The sequence below is a fragment of the Sphingopyxis sp. C-1 genome (assembly GCF_001047015.1).
Taxonomy (GTDB): Bacteria; Pseudomonadota; Alphaproteobacteria; order Sphingomonadales; family Sphingomonadaceae; genus Sphingopyxis.
Genome location: NZ_BBRO01000002.1, coordinates 1098711 through 1112640, shown reverse-complemented (window position 1 = coordinate 1112640; position 13930 = coordinate 1098711). Strand labels below are relative to the sequence as shown.

General features: G+C 65.1%; 11 protein-coding genes. 4 read left to right on the top strand and 7 right to left on the bottom strand.

Going from position 1 to position 13930, the window contains the following annotated elements; translation table 11 throughout:
• Window positions 1–240 precede the first annotated feature (240 nt).
• Complete coding sequence (locus SC1_RS19990; protein ID WP_062186308.1) at window positions 241–798, top strand: methylated-DNA--[protein]-cysteine S-methyltransferase; 558 nt, start codon at window positions 241–243, stop codon at window positions 796–798.
• Here the strand turns inward: SC1_RS19990 and SC1_RS19985 are convergent.
• Window positions 795–3554, bottom strand: coding sequence for a [protein-PII] uridylyltransferase (locus tag SC1_RS19985; protein WP_062186307.1), 2760 nt, complete (start codon window positions 3552–3554; stop codon window positions 795–797). The two genes, SC1_RS19990 and SC1_RS19985, sit on opposite strands and share 4 nt — an antisense overlap.
• A complete protein-coding gene (gene mutS / locus SC1_RS19980) occupies window positions 3551–6214 on the bottom strand; it encodes a DNA mismatch repair protein MutS (RefSeq protein ID WP_062186305.1) in 2664 nt (887 codons plus the stop codon). The genes SC1_RS19985 and mutS overlap by 4 nt, the downstream gene beginning before the upstream one ends.
• A gap of 130 nt (window positions 6215–6344) precedes the next feature.
• On the opposite strand from mutS, the gene SC1_RS19975 reads away from it, so the two are divergent.
• Window positions 6345–8609, top strand: a complete 2265-nt coding sequence (locus SC1_RS19975) for an NADP-dependent malic enzyme (protein WP_062186302.1) — start codon at window positions 6345–6347, stop codon at window positions 8607–8609.
• Between the two features lie 55 nt (window positions 8610–8664).
• Here the strand turns inward: SC1_RS19975 and SC1_RS19970 are convergent, their stop codons facing one another.
• On the bottom strand, window positions 8665–9150 hold the full coding sequence (locus tag SC1_RS19970; RefSeq protein WP_083436014.1) for an outer membrane protein assembly factor BamE: 486 nt from the start codon (window positions 9148–9150) through the stop codon (window positions 8665–8667).
• Window positions 9151–9303: 153 nt separating this feature from the next.
• On the opposite strand from SC1_RS19970, the gene SC1_RS19965 reads away from it, so the two are divergent.
• Both SC1_RS19965 and SC1_RS19960 read left to right on the top strand, forming a co-directional pair.
• Window positions 9304–9837 (top strand): ubiquinol-cytochrome C chaperone family protein, encoded by a 534-nt coding sequence (locus tag SC1_RS19965; RefSeq protein ID WP_062186300.1) that lies wholly within the window; start codon window positions 9304–9306, stop codon window positions 9835–9837.
• Entirely contained in the window at window positions 9834–10361 is a 528-nt protein-coding gene (locus SC1_RS19960) for a DUF177 domain-containing protein (protein WP_062186296.1), read from the top strand. The genes SC1_RS19965 and SC1_RS19960 overlap by 4 nt, the downstream gene beginning before the upstream one ends.
• Here the strand turns inward: SC1_RS19960 and SC1_RS19955 are convergent.
• The 4 genes from SC1_RS19955 to rplO form a co-directional block, all read right to left on the bottom strand.
• Entirely contained in the window at window positions 10358–11041 is a 684-nt protein-coding gene (locus SC1_RS19955; protein WP_062186294.1) for a hypothetical protein, read from the bottom strand. The genes SC1_RS19960 and SC1_RS19955 overlap by 4 nt on opposite strands.
• Window positions 11042–11094: 53 nt before the next feature.
• Window positions 11095–11748, bottom strand: a complete 654-nt coding sequence (locus tag SC1_RS19950; RefSeq protein ID WP_193749234.1) for an adenylate kinase — start codon at window positions 11746–11748, stop codon at window positions 11095–11097.
• A gap of 48 nt (window positions 11749–11796) precedes the next feature.
• Window positions 11797–13170 (bottom strand): preprotein translocase subunit SecY, encoded by a 1374-nt coding sequence (gene secY / locus SC1_RS19945; RefSeq protein WP_062186292.1) that lies wholly within the window; start codon window positions 13168–13170, stop codon window positions 11797–11799.
• A 206-nt stretch (window positions 13171–13376) separates the two neighbouring features.
• Entirely contained in the window at window positions 13377–13898 is a 522-nt protein-coding gene (gene rplO, locus SC1_RS19940) for a 50S ribosomal protein L15 (RefSeq protein WP_083436013.1), read from the bottom strand.
• Window positions 13899–13930: the final 32 nt, after the last annotated feature.

The window sequence follows — 13930 nt, the reverse complement described above, 5'->3', positions numbered from 1 at the left end:
TCTTCGTCGCTCTCGAATGAGACATGTGGCTCGTTCGACCTGATCCGGGGCCCGCTTGAAGTCGCATCCAGTGAGTGTGCCAAAAAAGCGGGATCCCGGGTCAAGCCCGGGATGAAGGAAACGGGTGACTGAACTTCCGCTTCCCACCCGAAAGCTGTCGATCGGTTCGCAAGTTGTTCCGGGCCGCTATGGCTTGGGCGTTATCCGTCCTATATCTTCGGCAACGACGGAGAAACAGGCATGGCCGGGCAAAGCGAGTATCAGCTTTTCGAAACCGTGGCCGGGGTCGCGGCGATCGGCTGGACGGAGGCCGGCGTCACGGCCCTGCGGCTGCCCGCGCCGGCCGCGTCCGAAACCACATGGTCGATCCTGCGCCGCTTGCCCGCTGCCGTCCGCGCGGAACCGCCGGCCCAAATCGCGGCGGTGATCGATGCGGCAATCCGCTATTTCGATGGCGAACGAATCGAGTTTTTCGAGGTCCCGGTCGATCCGGGTCAGCAGCCGCCCTTTTTCGCGCAGGTCTATGCTTTCGTCCGCACGCTCGGCTGGGGGGAGACGACGACCTATGGCGCCGTCGCGCGGGCGCTGGACGCCGGCCCCGAACATGCCCGCGCGGTCGGACAGGCGATGGCGACAAACCCTGTCCCGTTGATCATCCCCTGCCACCGCGTCCTGGCGGCGGGCGGCAAGATCGGCGGCTTCTCTGCACCGGGCGGCTCGACCTCCAAGGCCCGGATGCTCGAACTCGAAGGCGTGCCCCTCGCCATTGCCCCGATTCAGCAGGGCTTTGACTTCTAGGCCGCGACGGCATCCTCGCTGTGGTTCGTCGCTGCTTCGAGCAGGCGTTTTTCCAGGCTTTTCACGCGCGCCGCGCTGTCGATCTTGTCGCCGATCAGGTCGGTCACATAGAATGTGTCGACCGCGCGCTCGCCATAGGTCGCGACATGCGCGCTGTGCACCGTGACCTTCGACTGGAAGAGCGCATAGGCAAGCTGGTTGAGCAACGCGGGGCGGTCCTGCGCATTGACCTCGATCACCGTAAACCGATTGGAAGCCTTGTTGTCGACAAAGACGTTGGGCGCAACGCGGAAGGCCTCGGCGCGCGTGCGCGGTAGCGCCCTCGCCTCGAGCTTGGGCAGCAATTTATGGCGGTTGGCGAGCGCATCCTCGATCGCGCGCGTCAGCCGGCCGATCTGACCCGCCTCCGCGAACGGGCGCCCCAGCGGATCCTGGACAAGGAAATTGTCGAGCGCGAGCCCGTCGCGCGTCGTGTGGATGCGCGCGTCGATGATGTTGCCGCCGGCAAGGTGAATGCCGCCGGCGATGCGATAAAAGAGACCCGGATGGTCAGCGGCTAGCACCATCACCAGCGTCGCGCCGCGGTCATCGTCGGGGACCGCAGCGATATGCAGCGGCGCATCGCCCGCCTGCCGGATATGGACGAGATTGGCCGCGATGACCTCAACCGGTTCGGCGATCCAGTAGCTTTCGGGAAGGCGCTTCGCGACCTTGTCGAAGGTCTTGCGGTCGAAACCGAATTGAGCCGCAACCGCTTCCTTCTTGCTTTCGATCCGCGCTTCGCGGCCGCGCTGTTTATGGCCAAGGCGCAGCACCTCCTCGGCGGCATCGTAAAGCTCGGTGAGCAATTGGCGCTTCCAGCCGTTCCATACGCCGGGTCCCACCGCGCGGATGTCGACGACGGTCAGCACGAGCAGTAGGCGCAAGCGTTCGGGCGACTGCACGACCTGCGCGAAATCGAGGATCGTCTTGAAATCGGCGAGATCGCGCTTGAATGCGGTCGCCGACATGAGGAGGTGATAGCGCACGAGCCACGAAACGGTTTCAGTCTCCGCCTCGCTGAGGCCAAGTCGCGGACATACACGGAGCGCGAGTTCGGCGCCGAGCACGCTATGATCGCCGCCGCGGCCCTTCGCGATGTCGTGAAGCAGCACCGCGACATAGATGACGCGCCGCGAATGGATCTGGTCCATGATCGCGGTCGACAGCGGATGATCGTCCGCCAGCCGGTTCTGTTCGATGTCCGCGAGCAGCCCGATCGCACGGATCGTATGCTCGTCGACGGTATAATGATGATACATGTCGAACTGCATCTGCGCGACGACACGGCCGAAATCGGGAACGAAACGGCCGAACACCCCCGCCTCGTTCATCCAGCGCAGCACCGTTTCGGGATCGCGCGGGCTGGTCAGCACGTCGAGGAACAGTTCGTTCGCACGCGCGATGCGGCGCACCCCGCGCGCGTCGATCAGCTTCGCATCGTGGCGCGCCTGCCGCATCGCTTGCGGGTGGATTTCAAGGCCATGTTTGTCGGCGAGCGCGAAAATCTCGACCAGCCGGACGGGGTCCTGCTGAAAGAAATCGTCGCTCGGCAGCGCGAGCCGGCCACGGTCGAGGACGAAGCCGTGGAGCTTGCCGGGGCGCCGCCGGATCGTCGGCAGGAAGCGGCGTCCGCGCGCCGCCATCTGGTCGTCGAGATGCGCAAGGAAGGTGCCGGTGACGTCGCCGACGCTTTTGGCGTGGAGGAAATAGAGCTGCATGAAGCGCTCGACCGCGCTCTTTCCCGGCCGATCGGCGAAATGCATCCGGCGCGCGATTTCGGGCTGGAAGTCGAAGGTCAGCCGATCCTCGGCGCGCCCCGCAAGCGTATGGAGATGGCAGCGCACCGCGAGCAGGAAATTTTCGGCGCGCTCGAACTGACGTAGCTCACGGCCCGACAGGAGTCCGGCGTCAACGAGCTCGGGCACGGTGCGGACGCGGTGGATGAACTTGCCGATCCAGAAGAGCGTGTGAAGGTCGCGCAGTCCCCCCTTCCCTTCCTTCACATTGGGTTCGACGACATAGCGCGAATCGCCCATGCGCTTATGGCGCTCGTCGCGTTCAGCCAGTTTTTCGGCAACGAACGCCCGGGCATTGCCTGCGACGACTTCCGCATCGAAGCGCGCCGACGCCTGGTCGTACAGGTCGCGGTCGCCCCAGATGAAGCGTCCTTCGAGCAGCGCGGTACGGATCGTCAGATCCTCTTTCGCCGCGCGCACCATCTCGTCGAGCGAGCGGCTGGAATGACCGACCTTCAGCCCGAGATCCCAGAGCGTATAGAGCTGCGCCTCGATCACCTGCTCGGTCCAACTCGTCTGTTTGAACGGGGTGAGGAAGCCGATGTCGATATCGCTGTGCGGCGCCATCTCGCCGCGGCCATAGCCGCCGACCGCGATCAGCGTGATCCGCTCACCCGCCGACCGGTTGCTTGCGGGATAGAGATGACCCGTCGTGAAATCGTGGCTGAGGCGGACGATCTGGTCGATCAGGAATGCCGTCGCGTTCGCCGCAACGCGGCCCGCCGAAGGGCGTTCGAGCAGCCGGCGTTCGATTTCTGCGCGGCCCGCTTCCAGTGCGCCCTTGAGAAGGTCGACCATTGCGCGGCGACGTTTGCCGGTGTCGCTCGTCTCGCCCGCAATCTCGTCGAGCCGCCCCGCCAGCGCCCGGCGATCGATGATCGCACGGCGCTGGTCGAGGTTGTCGAACAGGTCGCTCATGCCTCGTCCGCCATCAGCCGCTTGAGCGCGTAGAGCGCGTCGAGCGCCTCGCGCGGAGCCAGCGCGTCGGGGTCGATCCCCGCCAGCGCGTCGCGCAGCGCATCCTTCACCGCGGCAGGCGCCTCGGCAAGCGTGGCCGCAAAGAGCGGGAGGTCGTCGAGACCCGCGGCTAGCCCGCCGGTCGCCTCGCGTCCCGCCTCAAGCTTCGCGAGCACCGCCTCTGCGCGCTTGACCACGCCCGCCGGAACGCCCGCGAGCCGCGCGACCGCGAGGCCGTAGCTGCGATCCGCCGGGCCTTCGGCCACCTCGTGCAGCAGCACCAGATCGCCCTGCCATTCGCGCGCGCGGACGTGGTGGAGCGACAGCGCGTTCAGCGTTTCGGCGAGACGCGTCAGTTCGTGATAATGCGTCGCGAAGAGGCAGCGGCACTTGTTCACCTCGTGCACCGCCTCGACCACCGACCAGGCGAGCGCGAGCCCGTCATAGGTCGAGGTGCCGCGCCCGACCTCGTCGAGGATGACAAAGCTTTGCGGGGTGGCCTGCGCCAGGATCGCCGCGGTCTCGACCATCTCGACCATGAAGGTCGAGCGCCCGCGCGCGAGATTGTCGCTCGCGCCGACGCGGCTGAACAGCCGGTCGACGAGCCCGAGCTTTGCTGACGCCGCCGGCACGAACCCGCCCGCCTGCGCAAGCACGACGATCAGCGCGTTCTGGCGGAGGAAGGTCGATTTACCGCCCATGTTCGGACCGGTGACGAGCCAGAGGCGATCGCGCGGCGACAGTGAGACGTCGTTCGGCACGAAGCGCTCGCCCGATTTCGCAAGCGCGGCCTCGACGACGGGGTGACGACCGCCCGCGATATCGAGGCACGGCTCGTCGGCGAGATCGGGGCGGCACCAATTGTGGCTCATTGCATGATCGGCAAGCGCGGCGGCAACGTCGATGCGCGCGAGGACATCGCAGCTCGCAGCAATCGCTTCGCGCCGCGCGATGGCCGCGTCGGTCAGCGATTCGAGGTGCGCAGCCTCAGCGGCAACGGCGTGGACACCCGCCTGCGTCACCCGGCTCGCAGCTTCATGCAGGTCGGACGAGTTGAAGCGCACGACCCCCGCAAGCGTCTGGCGATGCGTGAACCCCGATTCCGGTGCCATCAGCGCATCGGCGTGCTTCGCGGGCACCTCGACATGATAGCCGAGCACGCCATTGTGGCGGATCTTGAGCGATGCGATGCCCGTGCGGTCGCGATAGTCGGCCTCTAGCGCGGCGATCGCCTTGCGCCCGTCACGCGCGGTTTCGCGCAGCGCGTCGAGCGCATGGTCGTATCCTTCGGCGACATATCCGCCCTGCGCGGCATCGACCGGCGGGGTCTCGATCAATGCGCGGCTGAGTTCGTCGACCAGCGTGCCATGACCGTCGAGCCCCGGCAGGAGACGCGCGAGCAAGGGCGGCAGATCGGCGCGGCGCGCGAGCCGTTCGCGCAGAAGCCGTGCGCCACCGAGCGCATCGCGCAGTTGCGCAAGGTCGCGGGGTCCGCCGCGTCCCGCGACGAGGCGACCAAGCGCACGCCCGGCGTCGGGCAAGGCACGCAGCGCCGCGCGCAGTTCACCGCGCCACAAGGCATCGCGCGCGAGACCATCGACAAGGTCGAGCCGGTCGATGATCGCGTCCCTGTCGGTCAACGGGCTCGCGAGATCGTCGGCCAGCAGGCGCGCGCCTGCCGCAGTGACGGTGCGGTCGATCGTGCCGAGCAGGCTACCCTCGCGGCCGCCCGCCATCGTGCGGACGAGTTCGAGGCTTTCGCGCGTCGCGGCGTCGATCGCCATCCGGCCCGAGGCGAGATGACGCAGGGGTGGTTGGAGAAAGGTCGGGCCGCCCGTGCCGACATGATCGAGATAGGCAACGAGCGCGCCCATCGCGGCGATTTCGCCGCGGCCGAACTGCCCGAAACCGTCGAGCGTCTGAACCCCGAAGAAGGTTTCGAGGCGTTTTTGCGCGCTGGTGCTGGAGAAGTCCGCGGACGGGCGGCGCACAATCTGCCGCGCCGAGGATATCGGCAAGTCTTCGGCACTTTCGCTGAGCAACAATTCGGAGGGCGCCAGCCGGGCGAGTTCGGCATCGACCGCCAGAGCGGCCACAGCGACAACCTCGAACCGTCCGGTCGAAATATCGGCGGCCGCAATCGCCACCTCGCCGTCGCTGCCGATTTGCGCGAGCGCAGCAAGCCGGTTCGCGCTGCGCCCTTCGAGAAGCGATTCTTCGGTGAGTGTGCCCGCGGTGACGAAGCGCACGATGTCGCGCGCGACGAGCGCCTTCGATCCGCCGCGCGCCTTCGCCTCGGCCGGGGTTTCGATCTGCTCGGCGATCGCGACGCGGTGACCGGCGCGGATCAGCCGCGCGAGATAGGATTCGGCCGCATGCACCGGCACCCCGCACATCGCCACCGGTTGGCCGTCATGCTCACCGCGCGAGGTCAGCGCGATATCGAGAGTCGACGCGGCCGCCTTCGCATCGTCGAAGAACAGTTCGAAGAAGTCGCCCATGCGATAGAAGAGCAAACAATCGCCCGCTTTTTCCTTCAGCGCCCAATATTGCGCCATCATCGGCGTTGCGGCGGGGGCGACATTATTCGAATTGGCGGCAGAGCGGGCGGTGACAGGCATGCGACATGCTTTGGTATGGATATGGGCCCGTGGCAAGCATGCCACGCGATTCGCGGGTTCCATTTCGCCAAGGCGACGCTAGGGAATGGGCTCGGGCGCGCATCTTGTGGATCAGTTGAGAGGATTAATGATGGACAGTGGCAGCAAGGTGCAGTTTTCGGACCGCGAGGCCCTGCTTTACCACGAATATGGCCGGCCCGGGAAAATCGAGATCGTCGCATCGAAACCGATGGCGACGCAACGCGACCTCAGCCTTGCCTATTCGCCCGGTGTCGCGGTTCCGGTGAACGCCATCGCCGAGGACCCTGCAAAGGCCTACGACTATACGATCAAGGGCAATCTGGTCGCCGTGATTTCGAACGGGACCGCGATCCTTGGCCTCGGCAACCTCGGCGCGCTCGCCTCGAAGCCTGTGATGGAAGGCAAGGCGGTGCTGTTCAAGCGCTTTGCCGACGTCGATTCCATCGACCTTGAGGTCGATACCGAAGATCCCCAGCGTTTCATCGAAGCGGTCGAACTGCTCGCGCCGAGCTTTGGCGGCATCAACCTCGAGGATATCGCGGCACCGAACTGCTTCATCATCGAAGCGGCGCTCAAAGAACGCATGAACATTCCGGTGTTCCATGACGATCAGCATGGCACCGCGATCATCACCGCGGCGGGCCTGATCAACGCCTGTTACCTGACAGGCCGCGACCTTGCGACGGTGAAGGTCGTCGTGAACGGCGCCGGTGCTGCGGCGATTGCATGCACCGCGCTGATCAAGGCGATGGGCGTGCGGCACGAAAATGTCATCATGTGCGACCGTAAGGGCACCATCTATCAGGGCCGCACCGAAAGCATGGACCAGTGGAAATCGGCGCATGCCGTGCCCACCGAAGCGCGCAACCTGACCGAAGCGCTGGTCGGCGCCGACGTGTTCCTCGGCCTGTCGGCCGCGGGCGCGCTGAAGCCCGAAATGGTGAAGGATATGGCGCCCGCGCCGATCATCTTCGCGATGGCGAACCCCGATCCCGAAATCTCGCCGCCCGACGCACGCGCAGCCCGCCCCGACGCGATCATCGCGACCGGGCGCTCGGACTATCCGAACCAGGTCAACAACGTGCTGTGCTTCCCCTTCATCTTCCGCGGCGCGCTCGACGTCCATGCGACTGCTATCAACGAAGAGATGAAGATCGCCGCCGCATACGCAATCGCCGACCTCGCGCGCCAGCAGGTGCCCGAGGAGGTCGCCGCGGCTTATGGCGGGCGCGCGTCGAGCTTCGGCCCCGAATATATCATCCCCTCGCCTTTCGACCCGCGCCTGATGGAAATCGTCCCCGCGGCGGTCGCTGAAGCCGCGATGAAGACCGGCGTTGCGCAGCGCCCTATCGATAATCTCGAAGAATATCGCACCCAGCTTCGCGCAAGGCTCAACCCGACGACTTCGGTCCTGACGCTCGCCTATGAAGCCGCGCGCAACAATCCGAAGCGCGTCGTCTTTGCCGAAGGCGAAGAGGAAGTCGTGCTGCGCGCCGCGATCCAGTTCCGCGATGGCGGCTACGGCATTCCGGTGCTCGTCGGGCGCGAAGGGCTGCACGACAAGCTGCGCGCGATGGGCGTCGCCGATGCCGAAAGCTTCGAAGTCCACAACAGCGTCAATTCGCCGCATGTGCCGCAGATGGTCGAGATGCTCTATGAGCGGCTGCAACGCCGGGGATATCTCCGCCGCGACGTCGAGCGCATGGTCAACCGCGACCGCAACATCTTCGGTTCGCTGCTGCTCAAGATGGGGCTCGGCGACGCGATGATCACGGGCACGACACGCACCTATTCGCAGTCGATGCGCGAAGTCCGGCGCGTGATCGACCATGCCGAGGGCAAGACGCCGTTCGGTATCCATATCCTGGTCGACCAACATCACACGATCTTCATGGCCGACACCACGGTGAACGAGCGGCCCACGGCCGAAATGCTCGCGGATATCGCCGAACGCACCGCGCAGGTCGCGCGCCGCATGGGTCACGAACCGCGCGTCGCTTTCCTATCCTATTCGACCTTCGGCAATCCCGAGGGAAGCTGGCTGGAGAGCATTCGCGAGGCGGTGTCGATCCTCGACCAGCGGAAGCCCGGTTTCGAATATGAAGGCGAAATGGCGCCCGACGTCGCGCTGAACGAGAAGGTGATGAAGAATTATCCCTTCTGCCGCCTGTCGGGCCCCGCGAATGTCCTGATCATGCCGGGTCTGCAGTCGGCGAACCTGTCGGCGAAGCTGCTGCGCGAACTCGGCGGCGGTGCCGTCATCGGCCCGATGCTCGTCGGCATGGAAAAGCCGGTGCAGGTCGCGACGATGGCATCGACAGCGTCGGACCTTGTCACGCTCGCCGTGCTGGCGGCAGGCGGGATCGCACAATAAGAAAAAGCGGCGGTGCCTTGGGCGCCGCCGCTTTCCAATCCAGAGATCGCAGGCTTTACTGCCCGGTGGGCGCACCCGGCGCACCCACCGCGCCGATATTGCCGAAGATATCCTCGAAGAAGCTGCGATGACGACCAAGCGTCGGCGTCTTGTCACCGTCGGGGCTGATCCGGCTCACCAGTTCGAGGCCGGTACGGTCGACCGCAGCGACGTTGCCAGCAGGATCGAAGCGGACGCGCAGCACTTGCTGATCGACCGGGCGCGGCTTGGCGAAGGCGAGCTGGCGCGTTTCGCGGGACACATAATAATATTCATTGTTGCTGAACTGGCCGACGAAAGTCGGACGGCCCAGCGTCTTTTCCACCGACTCGCGGTTGTCGACGCCAGGTGTGATCGCTTCGGTCAACAGCGGGTCGACGACATAGCCCTGCCGGCCCTTGAGCTGCGAACAGCCGCTGACGGTCAGCGCGAGCGCCAGCCCGGCGACGATCAGACGCACGGGACGGGCGGAAAGTTTGGGCTCATGGATCGGCATCAACATATCTCCGTTGCGCCCTTTTTAAGCGGGCGCTGGCAATCGCGCCTCTTAACCGCAAGCGGTCGGCGCGCACAAGCGGCTTATGCCGCGGCAAAGCTTGCGCCAAGCTGACTCAGGCCCCTTTTCCGATGACGTGATTCGGCCTAAGCGGTCCGCATGTTTTCTTCACTTCGCAAATTATTCTCGTCTGAACCCGATCCGCGCGAGGCGCGTCGCCCGCTGTGGAATGCCGTCGTCGCAACCGCGCGCGCGCCGCACTGGTATGCGCAAGGTACGGTGCCCGACACGCTCGACGGCAGGTTTGACATGATCAGCCTCGTGCTTGCGCTCGTCCTGCACCGGATCGACGACGAACCGGCACAGGGTCTCGCGGGTGTCCAACTGACCGAATTGTTCGTCGGCGACATGGACGGACAGATGCGTCAGATCGGCTTTGGCGACATGGTCGTGGGCAAACAGGTGGGCCGGATGATGAGCGCGCTGGGCGGCCGGCTGGGCGCATATCGCTCGGCCGACGGATCGGCCGAGTTGCGCGCCGCACTGGTCCGCAACCTGTGGCGCGGGGTGGAGCCGGACGAGGCCGGTTTGGCGCATGTGATGGCGGAAGTCGCATCGCTGCGTAGCCAGCTTGCAGCAACGCCAGTGCCCGACCTGATCGTCGCCGATCGGCTGGACGGAGCGCGGGCGTGAGCGCACCTGAATTTCCGCTGGTCGTGACGCTCGCCGACGCAGCACATGGTCGCGTCATTTCAGCCGAAGCCGATGCCGGCGCGCGCGACGCGATCGCCCGGCGGCTCGGCCTGGTTGCGATCGACCGCTTTGTACTGACCGCTGAAGTCCGCGCGATCGCGGGCGGAATCGGCGCGAAAGGCGAAGTGCGGGCCGATGTCATACAGGCCTGCGCCGCGACCGACCTGCCCGTTCCGGCGACGATCAACGAAGCTTTCGACCTCCGCTTTCTGCGCGATGTCGATGCGCCGGTGGGCGAAGATGAAGAGATCGAGATCGGAAGCGAGGATCTCGACCTACTCCCGCTCGAAGGCGACAGGGTCGATCTTGGCGATTCGGCCGTGCAGACGCTGTCGCTCGCGCTCGACCCGTTCCCGCGCCATCCCGACGCCGACCGCATCCTTGCCGAAAAGGGCGTACTCAGCGAGGATGCCGCGGGGCCGTTTGCGGCCTTAGCGAAGCTGCGCGGAAAGCCCGACGCCTAACGACCTTCGTCAGGGACGGGCTTCGCTTCTTCCTCGACCAGATCGGCGACCGCGGCGTCGAGCCCAGGCTCTTCCTTCGCCGCCGGTGTTTCCGATTTCGGCTTTTCCGCTGCCTTTTCGTCGCGCGTCGGCGGCAGCGCGCCGCCGAGCGCATTGGCGAGGCCGAGCAATTGCTCACCGATCACCTTGTCGACCGCGGGCGCGATATCCGCGACCTTGAAGCGCATATAGCCGCCGACGACATAGTCGAAGCGCAGCGCGCTGCCCGTCGGGGTTTCCTTGATCTGGATGGTCAGCGTGCCATTGAGCGCTTCGCCCTGCAGCGGGCCGAACGCGCCCGACAGGCGCAGCATCTGGCCCGGTTTCGAAAAGAGGACGCGCGCGTGCTGAACGCTGCCGACGCCCGCACCCGTATCGGGCAATTTTTCGCAGAAGCAGCCGCCGGCTTGCGAATCGAGCCAGAAGTTCGCGGCGTCGCCCGACCAGCTATGATCCTTTGACCACCAGCTTTCGGGCATGCGGAGCATTTTCCACACGTCGGCGGGGGTCGCGGCGACCTGTGCGGTGTGCGCGACGGTGAAGCCCGCCTCGCTCTGGTCGACGACCTTGGCGTTTGCGGCCGGCGCCAAAGCGAGTGCCGCGATCGTCGCCGCGCCCGCGAAATAACTGGAAAATGCCATCAGCCTGTCCCCCTTGGCGCCTCAATAACCGGCGCTGGGAGGACTGGCTAGCCTCAGCCCGCGAGGATCGTTTCGATCGCGTCGTTGACCTCGTCGATCGGCGCCATTCCGTCGACGTGCGTCACGATGCCGCGCGCTTCGTAGATCGGCAGGATCGGAGCGGTCTTGGCGCGATATTCGGCCATGCGCGTGCGCACCGTTTCCTCATTGTCGTCGGGACGGCGCTTGAATTCCTCCGACCCGCAAACGTCACAAACATTGTCCACTTTGGGAAGCTTGTATCGATCGTGATAGCCTGCGCCGCATTTGGCGCAGCTGAAGCGGCCGGTGATGCGGTCGACAAGCGCGTCTTCCTCGACCTGCAGTTCGATCACATGGTCGAGCTTGCGGCCGCGTGCCGACAGGATGCCATCGAGGGCTTCGGCCTGCGCCGCGGTGCGAGGATAGCCGTCGAAGATCACCGAGACGTCACTGCCAAGCTGGTCGAGCCGTTCGCCGATCAGGCCCGAGACGATTTCGTCCGAGACGAGTTCGCCCGCGTCCATGACGGCTTTCGCCTGCACGCCGATCGGCGTCCCGGCCTTGACCGCCGCGCGGAGCATGTCGCCAGTCGAGAGCTGGACCATGCCATGCTCTTCTTCGAGCCGAACCGCCTGCGTTCCCTTGCCCGCCCCCGGCGGACCCAGCAAAATGATATTCAGCGTCATGGGGACCCCTGTTTGCCCTACCGTGTCGCGAGTGCCGTAGCTTGGCGATCAACGCCGCGCAACGCCGCCCTTCAATTTGGCCTTTTTGATGAGGTCGCCATATTGGTGCGCGAGCATGTGGCTCTGGATCTGGCTGATCGTATCGATCGTGACGTTCACGATGATCAGCAGGCTGGTGCCGCCGAGCTGGAACGGCAACCCCGACCCCGCGATGAAATATTCGGGGATCAGACAGATCGCCGCCAGATAGGCCGCACCGAGCACGGTGATGCGCGTCAGCACGAAATCGAGATAGGCGGCGGTGTTCTTGCCCGGGCGAATGCCGGGAATGAAGCCGTTCTGGCGCTTCAGATTGTCGGCGGTTTCTTCGGGATTGAAGACCACGGCAACATAGAAGAAGCAGAAGAAGACGATACCCGCGGCATAGAGCGCCATATAAAGCGGCTGGCCGTGCGCGAGATACTGGTTGAGCGTGATCAGGAAATCGCCGGTCGCGGTGTCGCCCTGAACATTCTGGCCCATCATCTGAGTGACGGTCAGCGGCATCAGCAGCAGCGACGAGGCAAAGATCGGCGGGATCACGCCCGCGGTGTTGACCTTGAGCGGCAGGTGGCTGCGGTCCGCCTGCATCACGCCGCGCTGCGTCGCGCGCTTGGGATATTGAACGAGGACGCGGCGCTGTGCACGTTCCATGAAGCTGATGAAGGCGATGACGACGATCGCGCCGCCGACGACGGCGAGGATCGTGCCGCCGCCCATCGAGCCTTCACGAACCTGCGTGAACATCTGCGCGAAGCTGCGCGGCAACTGGGCAAGAATGCCCGCCATGATGATCAGCGAGACGCCGTTCCCGATCCCGCGGCTGGTGATCTGTTCGCCCAACCACATCAGGAAGAGCGTACCGCCGACGATGCTGATCACCGCGCCGATGCGGAACAACATGCCGGGGTCGACGACCGCGGCGATGCCCTGGCTCGCGCCGAGCGATTCGAGCCCGACAGCGATGAAATAACCCTGGATCGCGGTGAGTCCGACCGTCCCGTAGCGCGTATATTGGTTGAGCTTCTTGCGCCCGCTTTCGCCCTCTTTCTTGAGTGCGGCGAGGCTGGGCGACAGGGCCGCCGCTAGCTGCACGACGATCGACGCCGTGATATAGGGCATGACGCCGAGCGCGATGATGCTCATCCGCTCAAGGCTGCCGCCCGAGAAGGTGTTGAAAATGTCGAGGACGCCGCCCGACGCGGCCTGGCTGTAGAGCGACGCCAGCGCAACGGGGTCGACCCCGGGCAGCGGCACGAACGACAGGAAACGGAAGACGATCAGCGCGCCGATCGTGAACCAGATGCGGTTCTTGAGTTCGGTCGCCTGACCGAACTTCGAAAAGTTCAGGTTGGAAGCAAGCTGGTCGGCGCGAGAGGCCATGGGTGTTTTCCTCGGATATTCCGGACCGCGCCCCCCGCGACCCGGCGCCTATGTGCGTTCGGCGGTGACGAAGCGCAAGGGGAAAGGCCTATTTTGCGACGCAGCTCGTCGATACCGGCTGCATCATCCGTTCGCATCGAACGGGAAATAACAGATCGTCAAACGACGAAGGGCGACCCGTGTTCCGAGCCGCCCCTTCGCCTTGATTATTCCGCCTTGGCTTTGGCGCGGCGCTGGGCCTTCTTGCCTTCGCCTTCGGGCTTGGGTTCGGGCAATTCAACCTTGCCGCCAGCCTTTTCGACCGCTTCGATCGCGCCTTTCGACGCGCCGGCAACGGCGAAGTTCAGCTTCGCGGTGATTTCACCCTTGGCGAGGAGACGGACGCCATCCTTGCCGCCACGGGCAACGCCGGCAGCCTTGAGCGCGGCGTGATCGATCACAGCCTTCGCGTCGAGCTTCTTCTCGTCGACCAGCTTCTGGATCATGCCCAGATTCACGATCGCGAAATCCTTGCCGAAGATGTTGTTGAAGCCACGCTTCGGGATACGCATGTGAAGGGGCATCTGGCCGCCTTCAAAGCCGTTGATCGCGACGCCGCTACGGGCCTTCTGGCCCTTTTGACCGCGACCGGCGGTCTTGCCCTTGCCCGAGCCGATGCCGCGTCCAACGCGCATGCGGCCCTTGCGGGCGCCATTGTTGTCACGAAGTTCGTTAAGCTTGATAGTCATTGCACTCGCTTTCGCTTTTATCGCGCTGATAG

Bases quoted from the DNA above. Each gene is read 5' to 3' on its own strand.
- SC1_RS19990 (WP_062186308.1), top strand. From the start codon at position 241: ATGGCCGGGCAAAGCGAGTATCAGCTTTTCGAAACCGTGGCCGGGGTC.
- SC1_RS19985 (WP_062186307.1), bottom strand. From the start codon at position 3,554: ATGAGCGACCTGTTCGACAACCTCGACCAGCGCCGTGCGATCATCGAT.
- mutS (WP_062186305.1), bottom strand. From the start codon at position 6,214: ATGCCTGTCACCGCCCGCTCTGCCGCCAATTCGAATAATGTCGCCCCC.
- SC1_RS19975 (WP_062186302.1), top strand. From the start codon at position 6,345: ATGGACAGTGGCAGCAAGGTGCAGTTTTCGGACCGCGAGGCCCTGCTT.
- SC1_RS19970 (WP_083436014.1), bottom strand. From the start codon at position 9,150: ATGTTGATGCCGATCCATGAGCCCAAACTTTCCGCCCGTCCCGTGCGT.
- SC1_RS19965 (WP_062186300.1), top strand. From the start codon at position 9,304: ATGTTTTCTTCACTTCGCAAATTATTCTCGTCTGAACCCGATCCGCGC.
- SC1_RS19955 (WP_062186294.1), bottom strand. From the start codon at position 11,041: ATGGCATTTTCCAGTTATTTCGCGGGCGCGGCGACGATCGCGGCACTC.
- SC1_RS19950 (WP_193749234.1), bottom strand. From the start codon at position 11,748: ATGACGCTGAATATCATTTTGCTGGGTCCGCCGGGGGCGGGCAAGGGA.
- secY (WP_062186292.1), bottom strand. From the start codon at position 13,170: ATGGCCTCTCGCGCCGACCAGCTTGCTTCCAACCTGAACTTTTCGAAG.
- rplO (WP_083436013.1), bottom strand. From the start codon at position 13,898: ATGACTATCAAGCTTAACGAACTTCGTGACAACAATGGCGCCCGCAAG.